Source organism: Nonomuraea monospora, from assembly GCF_039531895.1.
Classification (GTDB): domain Bacteria; phylum Actinomycetota; class Actinomycetes; order Streptosporangiales; family Streptosporangiaceae; genus Nonomuraea; species Nonomuraea monospora.
This window is the reverse complement of sequence record NZ_BAAAQX010000032.1, coordinates 79,207-91,366: the sequence shown is the minus strand read 5'-3', so window position 1 is coordinate 91,366 and position 12,160 is coordinate 79,207. Positions and strand designations below refer to the sequence as shown.

At 68.6% G+C, this 12,160-nt stretch carries 17 protein-coding genes; 7 read left to right on the top strand and 10 right to left on the bottom strand.

Annotated elements, in window-relative coordinates:
* Nucleotides 1-56: 56 nt before the first annotated feature.
* Nucleotides 57-1,277 carry a saccharopine dehydrogenase family protein gene (locus tag ABD331_RS43760; RefSeq protein WP_344488839.1) on the bottom strand — a complete coding sequence of 407 codons (1,221 nt, stop codon included), beginning with the start codon at nucleotides 1,275-1,277 and terminating at the stop codon, nucleotides 57-59.
* Nucleotides 1,278-1,379: 102 nt separating this feature from the next.
* Between ABD331_RS43760 and ABD331_RS43755 the strand changes: the two genes are divergently transcribed.
* From ABD331_RS43755 to ABD331_RS43745, 3 genes are all read left to right on the top strand, one after another.
* The gene (locus ABD331_RS43755; protein ID WP_344488836.1) at nucleotides 1,380-2,078 is read left to right on the top strand and encodes a TetR/AcrR family transcriptional regulator; all 699 of its coding nucleotides are present in this window, start codon (nucleotides 1,380-1,382) and stop codon (nucleotides 2,076-2,078) included.
* A 10-nt stretch (nucleotides 2,079-2,088) separates the two neighbouring features.
* Entirely contained in the window at nucleotides 2,089-2,835 is a 747-nt protein-coding gene (locus tag ABD331_RS43750) for a DNA-formamidopyrimidine glycosylase family protein (protein ID WP_344488833.1), read from the top strand.
* Between the two features lie 274 nt (nucleotides 2,836-3,109).
* On the top strand, nucleotides 3,110-4,183 hold the full coding sequence (locus ABD331_RS43745; protein WP_344488830.1) for a spore photoproduct lyase family protein: 1,074 nt from the start codon (nucleotides 3,110-3,112) through the stop codon (nucleotides 4,181-4,183).
* 411 nt (nucleotides 4,184-4,594) lie between these two features.
* Here the strand turns inward: ABD331_RS43745 and ABD331_RS43740 are convergent, their stop codons facing one another.
* The 3 genes from ABD331_RS43740 to ABD331_RS43730 all read right to left on the bottom strand — a co-directional run bounded on the left by ABD331_RS43740 (nucleotide 4,595) and on the right by ABD331_RS43730 (nucleotide 6,491).
* A complete protein-coding gene (locus ABD331_RS43740) occupies nucleotides 4,595-4,705 on the bottom strand; it encodes a VOC family protein (protein WP_344488827.1) in 111 nt (36 codons plus the stop codon).
* Between the two features lie 10 nt (nucleotides 4,706-4,715).
* Complete coding sequence (locus ABD331_RS43735) at nucleotides 4,716-5,915, bottom strand: hypothetical protein (RefSeq protein ID WP_344488824.1); 1,200 nt, start codon at nucleotides 5,913-5,915, stop codon at nucleotides 4,716-4,718.
* Between the two features lie 66 nt (nucleotides 5,916-5,981).
* A complete protein-coding gene (locus ABD331_RS43730) occupies nucleotides 5,982-6,491 on the bottom strand; it encodes a winged helix-turn-helix transcriptional regulator (RefSeq protein ID WP_344488821.1) in 510 nt (169 codons plus the stop codon).
* A 79-nt stretch (nucleotides 6,492-6,570) separates the two neighbouring features.
* On the opposite strand from ABD331_RS43730, the gene ABD331_RS43725 reads away from it, so the two are divergent.
* Entirely contained in the window at nucleotides 6,571-7,005 is a 435-nt protein-coding gene (locus tag ABD331_RS43725; RefSeq protein ID WP_344488818.1) for a tautomerase family protein, read from the top strand.
* Nucleotides 7,006-7,105: 100 nt separating this feature from the next.
* Here ABD331_RS43725 and ABD331_RS43720 read toward each other — a convergent pair whose 3' ends face one another.
* From ABD331_RS43720 to ABD331_RS43695, 6 genes are all read right to left on the bottom strand, one after another.
* Complete coding sequence (locus ABD331_RS43720; RefSeq protein ID WP_344488815.1) at nucleotides 7,106-8,263, bottom strand: protein-L-isoaspartate O-methyltransferase family protein; 1,158 nt, start codon at nucleotides 8,261-8,263, stop codon at nucleotides 7,106-7,108.
* Nucleotides 8,263-8,391, bottom strand: a complete 129-nt coding sequence (locus ABD331_RS43715; RefSeq protein ID WP_344488812.1) for a hypothetical protein — start codon at nucleotides 8,389-8,391, stop codon at nucleotides 8,263-8,265. Before ABD331_RS43715 ends, ABD331_RS43720 begins: the two co-directional genes overlap by 1 nt.
* A 130-nt stretch (nucleotides 8,392-8,521) precedes the next feature.
* Nucleotides 8,522-9,031 (bottom strand): NUDIX hydrolase, encoded by a 510-nt coding sequence (locus ABD331_RS43710; protein ID WP_344488809.1) that lies wholly within the window; start codon nucleotides 9,029-9,031, stop codon nucleotides 8,522-8,524.
* A 70-nt stretch (nucleotides 9,032-9,101) separates the two neighbouring features.
* A complete protein-coding gene (locus tag ABD331_RS43705; protein ID WP_344488806.1) occupies nucleotides 9,102-9,677 on the bottom strand; it encodes an NUDIX hydrolase in 576 nt (191 codons plus the stop codon).
* Between the two features lie 272 nt (nucleotides 9,678-9,949).
* The gene (locus tag ABD331_RS43700) at nucleotides 9,950-10,243 is read right to left on the bottom strand and encodes a hypothetical protein (RefSeq protein ID WP_344488803.1); all 294 of its coding nucleotides are present in this window, start codon (nucleotides 10,241-10,243) and stop codon (nucleotides 9,950-9,952) included.
* A 3-nt stretch (nucleotides 10,244-10,246) separates the two neighbouring features.
* Nucleotides 10,247-10,468, bottom strand: a complete 222-nt coding sequence (locus ABD331_RS43695) for a hypothetical protein (protein ID WP_344488800.1) — start codon at nucleotides 10,466-10,468, stop codon at nucleotides 10,247-10,249.
* Between the two features lie 181 nt (nucleotides 10,469-10,649).
* On the opposite strand from ABD331_RS43695, the gene ABD331_RS43690 reads away from it, so the two are divergent.
* Genes ABD331_RS43690 through ABD331_RS43680 form a run of 3 tightly spaced genes read left to right on the top strand, consistent with a single transcriptional unit; the run spans nucleotide 10,650 to nucleotide 12,122 of the window.
* Nucleotides 10,650-10,808: a hypothetical protein gene (locus tag ABD331_RS43690; RefSeq protein WP_344488797.1), complete on the top strand. Its 159-nt coding sequence runs from the start codon at nucleotides 10,650-10,652 to the stop codon at nucleotides 10,806-10,808.
* An 11-nt stretch (nucleotides 10,809-10,819) separates the two neighbouring features.
* On the top strand, nucleotides 10,820-11,302 hold the full coding sequence (locus tag ABD331_RS43685; protein ID WP_344488794.1) for a DUF6879 family protein: 483 nt from the start codon (nucleotides 10,820-10,822) through the stop codon (nucleotides 11,300-11,302).
* A complete protein-coding gene (locus tag ABD331_RS43680) occupies nucleotides 11,226-12,122 on the top strand; it encodes a helix-turn-helix domain-containing protein (RefSeq protein WP_344488791.1) in 897 nt (298 codons plus the stop codon). The genes ABD331_RS43685 and ABD331_RS43680 overlap by 77 nt, the downstream gene beginning before the upstream one ends.
* Nucleotides 12,123-12,160 lie beyond the last annotated feature (38 nt).

Sequence of the window (12,160 nt, the reverse complement as noted above, 5' to 3'; positions counted from 1 at the left end):
GGGTTGCGGCACCACAATGATCCAATGTCCGGATCCGGCGGCGGCCCCCGGCCCCCTCACTGCTCGCGCATGCCCCAGGGGGAGCCGTACTCGACCAGCAGGTCCAGGAACGGCCGCGGCTCGAACGCCTCCGGCCCCAGCACGCCCTTTCCCTGCCAGACGCCGGTGGCCAGCAGCTCCAGGGCGATCACCGGGTTGACCGCGGTCTGCCAGACGACGGCCTGCGAGCCGTACTCACGCATCGACCACTGGTTGTCCACCACGTGGTAGAGATACACCTCGCGGGCCCGTCCGTCCTTGACGCCCTTCACCCACGTGCCGGCGCACGTCTTGCCGTGCATGCGCGCGCCCAGCTCGGCCGGGTCGGGCAGCACCGCGGCGACGACGTCGCGCGGCGACACCCTGGCGGTGCCCTGGTCGGTCCTGACCGCGACCGGCTCGGTGCGGTCCACGCCCAGCGCGTGCAGGGTCTTCAGGGTGCCGATGAACTCCTCGCCCAGGCCGTACTTGAACGTCACCCGCTGCGCCGGGATCCACCTGGGCACCAGCACGACCTCCTCGTGCTCGACGTTCACGCACTCCACGGGGCCGATGCCGTCGGGGAAGTCGAAGATCTCGGGCTCGCTGAACGGCTCGGTGGTGTACCAGCCGCGGCTCTTCTCGTAGATCAGCGGCGGGTTGAGGCACTCCTCGATGGTGGTCCAGATGGAGAAGGAGGGGGCGAAATCGTAGCCGTCCACGGTGAGGTTCGCGCCGTCCCTGATGCCGATCTCCTCGATCTCGTCGAAGAGCTCGTCGGCGGCGTGGCGGGCGAAGACGTCGGCCAGGCCGGGCTCGACGCCCATGCCGACCAGCGCCAATCTGCCCCGCTCCGCCCACTCGGGCGCGCGGGCGAACTGCTCGTCGCCCAGCTTGACGCCCACCTCCTGGTACGGGCGGACGGGGTGCGGCTTGGACATCGACATGGCCATGTCCAGGTAGTCGACGCCCGCGGCGAGAGCGACGTCGAACAGCGACAGCACGAAACGGGGGTCGGTGGCGTTGAGCAGGACGTCGCAGCGGTGCTCGGCCAGCAGCGCGGCGACCGCGCCCGCGTCGGCGGCGTCGATCCTGGCGGGGGTGAACCTGGCGGCCTCGTCGCCGAGCGCGGCGACGGCCGCCTTGGCGCGGGGCAGATCGTAGTCGGCGACCACCATGTGGTCGAAGAACGGGCGGCGGGCGGCGATCCGGGTGATGGCGGTTCCCACGCCGCCGGCTCCCACAAGAAGGATACGCATGACGATAGATCCCCTTTTATGGCTTTTTTGGGGGGTGTGTCCTACATCAAACGCTCGTAGGGTTATCAACGTCAATGGCGTTGGCATAAGGAGGCGTTGTGCATGGCCAAACGGGTGGTGCCGGAAGCGGCACGCAGGCGTCGGCGTCCCACCAAACAGGGGCAGGTGCTCAGCCACGCGCACATCGTCGAGACCGCGCTGCGCATGCTGCGCGAGCACGGGCCCGCCGGACTCACCGCCCGCCGCCTCGGCCACGCCCTCGGCGCCGACGCCAGCACCGTCTACCGCTACTTCCGCGGCATGGACGACCTCATCCTGGCCATCGCCGACGAACTGTTCGGCCGCGCCATGACGTCCTTCACGCCCAGCGGCGACTGGCGGGCCGACCTGCGCGAGCTCGGCACCCGCATCCACAACGCCTACCTCGCCCACCCGCAGGCCGCCGTCCTGACCGCCAGCCGCGTCACCGGACGGCCCAACGAGGTGGCCGGCGACGAGACCATCCTCGGGATCCTGCGGGGGGCCGGGTTCGCGGACGCGGACGCCGTACGGATCTATCACGCCTTCATCGACCAGAGCCTGGCCTTCGCCATCCTCGACGCCGCCACCCTCGCCCTGCCCAAGGCGGCGCGGGAGGCCGATGAGGAGGTGTGGCGCGACACGTACGCGCGGCTGCCCGCCGCCACCCACCCCAACATCGCGGCCACCGCGCCGCTGCTGGTCGCCAGGATGAACGACAGCGCCTACCCGACAGCCCTCGACCTCCTGCTCACCAGCGCGGCGGCCCAGCTCGCGGGGTAAGCCCCCTGACATGCCCGAAGGACACCTCATCCACCGTCACGCCCGCGAACAGCACGCGGACCTGGCCGGCCACGTCGTGCACGCCTCCAGCCCCCAGGGCCGCTTCGAGGCACAGCCCTACGACGGACGGCTGCTGCGTTCGGTGGAGGCAGTGGGCAAGCACCTCCTCTACCACTTCGACGACGCCCCCGCCGTCCACGTACACCTCGGCATGCGCGGACTCTTCCTCCGCTACGACGACCCGTCGGCCGAGCCTCGCGGCGGCACCCGGTTGCGACTGTCCAGCGGCGAGGTCGCCTACGACCTCATCGCCCCCTCCCGCTGCGAACCCCTCGACGCGGCAGGCGTCAGCGCGCTGTTCACCTCACTCGGCCCCGACCCGCTGCGCGACGACGCCTGTGCACAGGAGGCGGTGCGGCGGCTGACCGCGTTCCGGGGGCCGGTGGGGGCCGCCGTGCTCGACCAGAAGGTGTGGGCGGGCGTCGGCAACGCCTGGCGGGCGGAACTGCTCTTCCTGACCGGCCTCCACCCGGACACCCGCCACCTCGCCGAACCCGCCGCCGCCCGGCTGTGGGAGGCGGCGTCCTCGTACATGGCGCTGGGGCGCGACGCGGGGCAGGTGGTCAGCGATCCGGCGGCGCCCGACGAGCGGTGGGTCTACAAACGCGAGCACTGCCGCCGCTGCGGCACACCCGTCACCACCTGGCAACTCGCCTCCCGCACCGCCTACGCCTGCCCCCTCGACCAGCCGCCGTAACCGCACACGTCCACCCACCCACCGACCCCGCCCACCGACCCCGCCCACCGACCCCGCCCACCTGCCTTGGCGTGCCAGCCCGCCCACCTGCCTTCGCGCGTCCACCCGCCCGCCTGCCCCGCTCCGCGTCCGTCCACCTGCCTGCCCCGCCCTGCCTCGCGCGCCCGCCTGCGTCCGCCCGGCTGCCGCCGCTCGCCCCACCGGCGCGGGCAGCCCCGCACCTCGCACCCCGTACACCACCCCACTTGACCTGCACGGGTAGCCTAGAAGTGACATGACCACCACGATCCGTAACCCGCTGTTGGACATCCGGCGCATCTACCTCGAACCAGCCGCCGCCGAGCTGCCACGAGGCCAGGAAATCCTCGCCCGCTTCCCGGACGCCGAACGCGTAGAGGTCGAAAGCCACAACCGCATCCCGGAGCTCTACGGCGACGAGGCGAACGTGGCCCGCTGGGTCCGCATCAAAACCGAGGCCCTCGTGCTGGGCGTCAAGAAGTCGCTCACCGCCCGCCCGAACGGCCGCTCGGCCGACTTCATCGCCCCGTCCACGGCCAACGGCTGCGCGATGGCGTGCGCCTACTGCTACGTTCCCCGCCGCAAGGGCTACAGCAACCCGATCACGGTCTTCGCCAACATCGAAAAGATCCTCGGCTACATCGAACGCCACGCGGGCCGCCAGGGCACCAAGCCGGAGCCCAACCAGGTGGACCCGCAAGCCTGGGTCTACGACATCGGCGAGAACTCCGACTGCTCCCTCGACGCCACCGTGTCCGACAACGTACGCGACCTGGTCGACCTGTTCGCCCGCCTCCCCAACGCCAAGGCCAGCTTCGCCACCAAGTACGTCAACCGCGACCTGCTCGACTGGAACCCACGCGGCGGCACCCGGGTCCGCTTCAGCCTCATGCCGGTAGCCGACTCCAAGCTCCTCGACATCCGCACCTCACCCATCGCGGCCCGCATAGAAGCGATCAACGACTTCGTGGCGGCCGGCTACGAGGTGCACGTCAACTTCAGCCCGGTCGTGGTACGTGACGGCTGGCTGGAGGACTGGGCCGAACTCCTCGCCCACCTCGACTCCGCCCTGAACGAGGAGTCCCGCCGCCAACTCGCCGCCGAAGTCATCTTCCTGACCCACAACGACCGGCTGCACCAGGTCAACCTCGGCTGGCACCCCAAGGCGGAGGAGGTGCTGTGGCGCCCTGAACTCCAGCAGGCCAAACGCTCAGAGACGGGCGGCTGGAACGTCCGCTACCGCAACGGCCACAAGGGCCGCTACGTCACGGCCCTGACCGACCTCATCGAAACCCGCCTCCCGTACTGCCGCATCCGGTACGCCTTCTAGGGGCCTACCCACCCGTGACCCGATGGGGTGGTTGCCCGTCCGACGCCCACCCCGAAAAAAGGGCTTCGCAAGGGGGCGCTACGCGCCGTGGGGCTCAGGCGCTTTTGATCAGGCGCCTGACGGCGCACCCCTGCGCCTGGCGGCGCTTTCGCCCACCCGTTGCCCGATGGGGTGGTTGCCCATCTGATGCCTGCCCCGAAAAAGGGCTTCGCGGGGGGCGCTTCGCGGGGGGCGCTTCGCGCCTCTACGCTCAGGCGCCTTCAATTAGGCGCCTCACGGCGCACCCCTGCGCCTGCGGCGCTCTCGCACCCCTGCGCCTGCGGCGCTCTCGCACCCCCGCGTCTACGGCGCATTCACCCAGCCATGGCCTGGTACTAACGGCACAAGACCAGCCCAGCACATCCCCGATCCTCAACGCCCATTACTACTGAGCTCAACCCCCAGCACCCGGGTGTAGAAGGCAACCGTCGCATCGAGATCGGCAACGGTCAGTACAAGATGATCCAATCGGTCGATCTTCATACAAGAATCCTCAGTCGTCCTGCGGAGGCATCGCAGCAGCCTGGGCCAGGCGCTTGTTCAGAGAAGCCAGCGAGTCGTCAGCCATAAGGGCAGCCAGCCAGGGCGCTTCCTCGTCGATCCGGCGCAGCACCGCAGCCTGACCACCGTGGTGCCGGGTCCAGGCCCGCACCACCTCGGGCATCGCCGCGATCGCCTCGTCGCTGAGGATCGCCTCCCGGGGCAGCCACTGCGTCAAGAACTGCGACACCCTCGCCGGGCTCCACCACAACGGCCGGTCACCCACGAACTCGGCCAGCTTCCCGAACGCCTCCCGCGCACCGGGCAGATCGGGCAGATCATCGAACCCCATCACCGGGGTGTCGGCGCGGTCAACGGCATCGTCCTGGCGGGACACGGAGCGAGCGCGCGCGATCGCGAACGACCTCACCCCAGGCAGCGTGTCGGCCACCTGCGCGCCCATCACCTGGTCGGTCAGCGCGAAGGCGTCCAGGATCATGCCCGCGACCACCTGCGGCTCCGCTTCCCGCAGCTCCAACTCGTCGAGGAACTTCGCCTCCTCGACCAGCGCGTCCACGGCCAGCCCGCCGCTGGGCTGATCGATGCCGACAACGAGGACGTGCGGCTCCTTCCCGTTCTCGTAACGGAAGCTCAGCACCGCCAGCACCTGCTCCCCATAGGGATCGGCCTTGCCGTACCAGGCGTTCTCGCAGCTCACCTGCCCCATCCGCTGCACCCACCCGGGCAGGCTCTCCGCCACACCGGACCCGGCCGCGGTGTACGGCTGACTCGGCGCATCTATCTCGGCCGGGTCGCTCATCGCGCCGCGAAGCGGGCCTGTCTCGGCCGGGTCGCTCACCGCGCCCAGAGGTGCGCCTGTCTCGGCCGGGTCGCTCACCGCGCCCAGAGGTGCGCCTGTTTCGGCCGGGTCGTTCAGCGCGCCCAGAGGTGCGCCGGTCTCGGCCGGATCGTTGATTGCGATCAAGGGCGTGCTCGCCTCGGCGGGGCCGTTGACAGCGGCCAGGGCGGCGAGGCCAAGGCGCGCCTCCTGACCGCCGTCCTTAGCTGACCGCCGCAGGAACTCCTCCACCTGCCCGGACGCCTCCAGCTCGGCCGTGAGCCGTGCCGCCCACAGCTCCGTGCGCAGCGGGGAACGCCATCGGAGCAGGTCGCGGGCCTGCCTGATCGCCGTGTCGAACGTCGTCGTGCTCACCTCTGCACCGTATCGCCGCACCGGCGGCCCCGGGCTCCGCTACGCGCTCAGCCGAAGACCGTCTCTTCAGTCGTCCTCGGGAGCGAGCCCGCTGCGCCTGGCCAGCACCTTCGTCCCCGGCCCGTAGGCGGCGCCGGGGCCGGGCAGGGCCGTCACGCCGGAGGCGGTCACCGGGTTCCCGCACGCGGAGCAGCAGACCTGCGGCGTGAAGTGCGTGCCGCATTCGTCGTGCACAAGGCGCACCGGCGGGCCGCCCGCCGGTGTCGCCCACTTGTCACCCCAGGCCATCAGCGCCATCAGTACCGGTACGAGCTCGCGGCCGGCCTCGGTGAGGTGGTACTCGTGCCGCAGTGGCCGCTCCTGGTACGCCCGGCGCTCCACGATGCCGTCGGTCACCAGGGTCTCGAGCCGGCGGGTGAGCAGGTTGCGGGCGATGCCGAGGTTCTCGGCGAGGTCGTCGAAACGGTGCAGGCCGAGGTAGAGGTCCCGCACGATCAGCGGCGTCCACCATTCGCCGACGCGTTCCAGGGACTGTCCGATCGAGCAGTGCATCTCAGCGAAGCTGGTCCGTTGCATGGCCTCAGTTTAGAGGGTTGCTTGATTAAACCCGCAGCCGTACAGTGTGGCCAAGAGGGTTTAATGAAAGGACTGACTGATGCCGTTCGTGGAACTGTTCGTCCCCAAGGGCTCGCTCGACCAGGAGCACCGCGAGAAGATCGGCGGGCGACTGGTGTCGGAGGTGATGATCGCCGAAGGCGCCCCCGACAACGAGGCGGCCAGATCCATCTCGTGGCTGCTGGTCAACGAGATCGACGCCTGGTTCGTCGGCGGCCGGCAACTGCCCGCCGGAGAGAAGCCCAAGTACGTGGTGCGAGTGGGGGTTCCCGCCGGTTCGATGACCGACGACAAACGTCATGACATCGTGCGGCGCGTCACCAGGGTTCTGGCGGACGCCGACAGCGACCCCGGGCGGTTCGCTCAGCCCACCGCCGCATGGGTGCACATCAACGAGATACCGGAAGGCAACTGGGGAGCGGGCGGGGAGATCGTACGCATAGAAGACATCGCTGCCTTCGTGCTCAGCGGTTGAGCGGTGCGCCCGGAAGCCGCCTGACCGGCCCCGGCCCAGGAATGCGAGGGAAGGCCCTGCCCGAACGGCTGACGGCATTCCCTCGCAGAGGCCGCGGGGATCAGAGCACGTTCTCGGGCGAACCCAGCCAGATACGGGTTCCGTCCTGAGTGACGGTGACGCCGAAGTCGCTCCAGTGCGGTTCCCCCAACTCCACCCAACGGGCGTACGCATGCAGCACCTCGTCCCACACCGGCCGATCACCGACCTGATGGACAGCGTGCCTGGTCTGGCCCGGACGCCACACGGCAATGGCCCACCGACGCGCGTCGCCGGGATCCGACACCCACATGCGCAGCCGTTCGCCGTCGCCCTCCGGGTACGACTGGACGTGCGAGTGCAGCCCGGTCAGCGCGGAGATGGCCAGGTCCGCGCCCGCGGACAGGGCGTCCAGCGCGCGAGGGTCGAGCGCGCTCCAGTAGTCGCGCCGGTCCTCCTCCTGCTCGGGCTCGCGATCCGGCCGCAGCCGCTGTGAACGCATCATCATGTACGCGGCACCGCCGACGACCCGCCCTTGCGCGGTGCCGTCCCCAAGCACCTCCAGACGAAGCGCGTGGCTGGCGCCGAATCCCGGATGCCACGGCAGAACGATGACCGCCTCCGGCCGGCACTGCTCGACCCACGCGTAGGGGATGTCACGGATGCCGCAGGTGACGTGAATCCGGTCGTACGGCCCGAGGGCGGGGTAGCCGGCGGCACCGTCGCCGACGACCAGGTGAGGGCGAAGGCCTGCGGCGGCGAGGTTCTTGGCCGCCTCGTCGGACACGGCCTGGTCCACCTCGATCGAGACGACGTTCTCCTGCCCTGCCAGGTGGGACAGCAGCCCGGCCGTCCACCCGGTGCCGGTGCCGACGTCCAGCACTCGCATGCCCGGCTCCGGAGCGAGGTGGTTGAGGAAGTCGGCAACGGTGGCGGGGGAGGATGACGACGACGAGCTGTTGTAGCTCGGCGGGGCGGCGGCCAGGGGGGTTCTGCCGTCATCGAGCTGGGTGACGATGGGCTCGACGGACCCGACGGCGTCCCACCAGGCGCTCGGGTCGGTGCGGCGGTCGATCAGGTACGGCTCGCGTCCGTACGGATCGACCAGGCCCACGTGCGGCACGAAGAGGTGGCGGGGCACCGTGCGGACGGCGTCCTTGACGAACTCGCTGATGTCCCCGGCCTTCTCCGGATCCAGGGCCGCCAGAAGCCGGTCCATGTAGTCAGGGGGAGCTTGCACTACTTCTTCTTGTCTTTGCCGTCGCCGTGCGCGCACGCGGAGCTCTGACCCTCGTGATCATGGGTGCTGCGCGACTTGCCGTTGTAGGGCCGATCGGTCGGGCCCTTGCCGCCGTGCTTACCGCCCACGAAATCCTCCCCACCCTGTGATTGCTCAGCGTAACCGTACGAGCACTGATCGGTCGCTGCAAGGGATGTAGAGGCCGACGACGGTGTCTCTTGGGCCGCCTCGCGCGATTGGGTTCTCGCGGTGAAGGAGTCAGGCAAGGCCGTTGCGGTCTCCGCGGTCCGGTGTCGCGAAACCTTGGGGAGGAGGGGACGATACCGCGCTGAGCAGGTGCGTACCGTCATGGTGGCGCACAGCGGGGAGGCCGGTGAACCTCATCGCATCGACGACGCGTACGGCGAAGGCTTCGGTCGCCAGCGATCGCACTTCATCGGCGGTGACCCATCGGACGGCCCGGGTCTCGTCGGTTTCCGTCAGGTGGCCGGCGACGATGCGGCAGCGGAAGACGAGCGCGACGATGGCCCGGGTCATGTTCTTGTACACGCCGGTCAGGGCAACGGGCTCGACTTCGAGGCCGGTCTCCTCGCGTATCTCGCGGGTCAAGCCGGTGAGAATGTCCTCGTCCCGTTCAAGGACGCCTCCGGGAGCCTCCCAGTGGTGGTTGTCTCGTCGCTGCGTGAGTAGCGCTCTGCCGTGATCGTCGAGAATCACGCCCGCGACACTGACCGAGTGGCGGTTGTTGTGATCCACGAACTTGCGCACCCTTCTCTCACTCCATCGCTGATGCGAGAGCGGCCCGCATCTGGTGGATCCGGGCAGCCCACGCTTCCCCCTACTGCGTGAGGTGCTCTTCCAAGTACTGATGGACTGGCTCGAATACGCCAGGCATCAGGGCATTCGCCTCAGCGAGGCTGGCCCATCTGACTTCCGCCAGTTCTTCGGGATCGCCAAGGAATACCTCCATGCTTCCCGTTGGAGAACAGGCAAGATAAATCATGGTGCGCCCCGTCTGCGGGTGCACCCGGCGCGCGATCTCGCGTTCGGCCGCGACTACGCGCAGGCCTGCCTCTTCTTTCACCTCCCGGGCTGCTGCGTCCGCGGGGGACTCGCCGGGTTCGATCTCGCCTGCGATGAACGTCCATGGCGGCTTGCCGTCACGGCGCTTCCCCACCAGGACGCCACGCTCGCAGGTGACGATGGCGGCGACGACGGGTGGCCTTTCGGGCTTGGTCGCCTCTCCCGGTTCGTGCCCGGGCTTCTCTGAAGTGCGGTCGCTGGCCATGCGTCGGCGTATCTCCCTGATGAGTTCGTCGTCGTCGAGTTCGGTCGGGTCGCCTATGACGATTACTTCGATAAGAGCCGACTCGGCGGCAGTGATGGCGCCGGATGCGACAAGGGCCTCGACCACTGGGACGCCCGAAGGCGCGGAAGAGGCGGATGGCTACGTCTGCGCTGGGGGTGGCCTTTTCGGCCTTCCACCGCCAGGCGGTGCTCTTGTCCACCTCGGTCGCGGCCGCGATGGCCTGTATTCCTGTCGAAACGTTGCACCAGAGCGTACATGGCCATGCGTTCACCGTCACCACGCCCGCGACCGCCGGAGTGTGAGCAGTGCCCTGCCATGGTCGTCGAGAATCACGCCCGCGACACTGACCGATGGTACGTGTGAATCCAGCGGGTCCACTATCGGGCGGCTCCGGAGAAGATGTCCGCCCACAGGCGATCGGCCTCGCTCAGCCGCATGAGAGCGGTTCGCTCGATGATGAGGCCATCGGCGGCCTTGATCGTGCGCTGGATGGCGTAGCAGCCTCCGGCTTGGCCGAACTCGTACGACACCCGCTGACATGAACACGTGAACCGCCGAACGCGAATATCGGCGGTCGCCCAGCAGGCAGGCCCGAACCAGTCGATGTGACGGTAGCCCGCGAACGGCGAGCCGAGGTGGGGTGCCAGGCAACCGGACTCTTCAGGGCGCATGGGTTATTCGGTGGAGCCGTTGCGGAGGAGTTGGAGGAGCAGGGTGGCCTCGTCGGCGGTCATGATCCAGACGATTCGGTTATCGACCTTGGGGTGGCGCATCGGCGTCGGACCTGGCACCCACTGAGGTCGCTTGGTCTCGACGAGGCCGCGCCAGGTCTCGCTCAGTTCGCGCGCCGTAGCGTCCGTCCACTCGCCCATCTCACGCTCGTAGTTCACCTTCATCGTCGGTGCCTCCCGCTGATCGACTGGATATGCCTAACACTATGCCTATCTATGCCTGTCAAGAAGAGGTGAATGCTCAACATGCTGTAGCGAGACCTGCTTGAACTGCTGTCTTGTAGGGGTATGCCTTCATGGGTTAATCTTTCGAGGCATACATTGGCGCCAGCAGCGGAGGACAAGCATGATTCAGGTACGGGGTTGCGAAGGGGACGACTGCCCCAAGGTGTTCAAGACCGAGCGGGGCACCTACGTTGTCCAGGGCGACGTGTTCAAGGCGATCACCACGCCGGACGGCGAGATGGCAGTGGAGGTCCCCGCCGAGCTGTTGCAGGGTCTGTGACCTCAGCGAACTTGGGCGAGCTGTTCGCTTCCTCAACTCGCGACGTGTTCCGGCTGGAGGTCCGCCAGTCCTACAAGGTCGCAGGCGAGGAGGCGCGGCTTGCCGCGTGGAGAGCAGGGGCGGAGTGGCCGGCGGACGTGACGTCCTGGCAGGAGCGCCTCAAGCTGCTGGTTCCAAGGGGCGTCCGAATGCGCCGTGCGCATGTGGTCGAGCTGCCGCTGAGCGAGTATGTCCGCTGGGAGATGGAGTCTTACAGGCGCAACGCCGAGTTCGGCGAGGAGATCAGGCTCATCGAGGCCGAGCGGGTGCCCGAGGGTGTGCCCGATGTCGACTTCTGGTTGTTCGACGAGTCCGTTGTCGTGCTCATGCGTTACAGCGAGGAGGGCGAGCTGGTCGAGCGCGAGCTGTACGAGGGGCATGCGCAGGCATATGTCCTCGCTCGTGACCTCGTCTGGCAGGCGGCTCGTCCGCTGGCATCATGGCGGGATGAATGACTACCGGTCTCGCCAACTCCGTCAGTTCGGCGAACGTATGCGCGAGCTTCGCGAGACCGCGGGCATAAGCGGCAAGCGACTGGCGACGGTGGCCGGAGTCACTCAGCCTACGATCAGCAAGATCGAGACGGGCAAGATGCTGCCCTCGGTCGAGATGGTGACCCGGCTCGCGGAGGCGATCGGGCTGAGCGACGAGGTTGAGGAAGACCTGCTCGAAGAGCTGGCGCGCGTCAGCACCGACATCGCCACCTGGCGCCGGTCGGGCGGCCGGGGAGAGGCCAAACAGGCCATGCTGGCCGAGCGGGAAAGGGCCACTCTCGTCCGCAGGTCCTTCCACCCAGCTGTAGTGCCCGGCCTGCTCCAGACCGCGGAGTACGCCCGGCAGATCTTCGCGCGGAGCATGTTCCTGACCGAGGAGGAGATGACCCGAGCGGTCGCCACGCGGATGGAACGTCAGACGCTGCTCTACGCGACCGGGCACCGATTCGAGTTCCTGATCACCGAGGCCGCTCTACGGGTCAGGCTCGGGCCTGCCGAGGTCATGCGCGCCCAGCTCGATCGGCTGGTCAACATCTCTACCCTGACGAACGTCCGGCTTGGCGTCGTGCCCTGGTCGGCGGAGCCGCCTCGCGTCGCCCTGCACGGGTTCGCCATCTTCGACGGCGAGCGGGTAACGGTCGAGACCTACACGTCCGAGCTGACGCTGACCGACCCGCGCGACATCGAGACCTACACGCGGTTGCTCGAAGACCTGTCGACGGTCGCCCTGTTCGACGAGGGAGCCCGGACGCTGCTCCGGTCGATGTCTCACGAGGCCTGACCGACGGCGTACTGCCCGACCTGGCAGGGCCGGGCAGT

What these genes read in the sequence shown, in the direction of transcription:
- ABD331_RS43760 (WP_344488839.1), bottom strand. Translation starts at nt 1,277, where the DNA reads ATGCGTATCCTTCTTGTGGGAGCCGGCGGCGTGGGAACCGCCATCACC.
- ABD331_RS43755 (WP_344488836.1), top strand. Translation starts at nt 1,380, where the DNA reads ATGGCCAAACGGGTGGTGCCGGAAGCGGCACGCAGGCGTCGGCGTCCC.
- ABD331_RS43750 (WP_344488833.1), top strand. Translation starts at nt 2,089, where the DNA reads ATGCCCGAAGGACACCTCATCCACCGTCACGCCCGCGAACAGCACGCG.
- ABD331_RS43745 (WP_344488830.1), top strand. Translation starts at nt 3,110, where the DNA reads ATGACCACCACGATCCGTAACCCGCTGTTGGACATCCGGCGCATCTAC.
- ABD331_RS43740 (WP_344488827.1), bottom strand. Translation starts at nt 4,705, where the DNA reads ATGAAGATCGACCGATTGGATCATCTTGTACTGACCGTTGCCGATCTC.
- ABD331_RS43730 (WP_344488821.1), bottom strand. Translation starts at nt 6,491, where the DNA reads ATGCAACGGACCAGCTTCGCTGAGATGCACTGCTCGATCGGACAGTCC.
- ABD331_RS43725 (WP_344488818.1), top strand. Translation starts at nt 6,571, where the DNA reads ATGCCGTTCGTGGAACTGTTCGTCCCCAAGGGCTCGCTCGACCAGGAG.
- ABD331_RS43700 (WP_344488803.1), bottom strand. Translation starts at nt 10,243, where the DNA reads ATGCGCCCTGAAGAGTCCGGTTGCCTGGCACCCCACCTCGGCTCGCCG.
- ABD331_RS43695 (WP_344488800.1), bottom strand. Translation starts at nt 10,468, where the DNA reads ATGAAGGTGAACTACGAGCGTGAGATGGGCGAGTGGACGGACGCTACG.
- ABD331_RS43690 (WP_344488797.1), top strand. Translation starts at nt 10,650, where the DNA reads ATGATTCAGGTACGGGGTTGCGAAGGGGACGACTGCCCCAAGGTGTTC.
- ABD331_RS43680 (WP_344488791.1), top strand. Translation starts at nt 11,226, where the DNA reads ATGCGCAGGCATATGTCCTCGCTCGTGACCTCGTCTGGCAGGCGGCTC.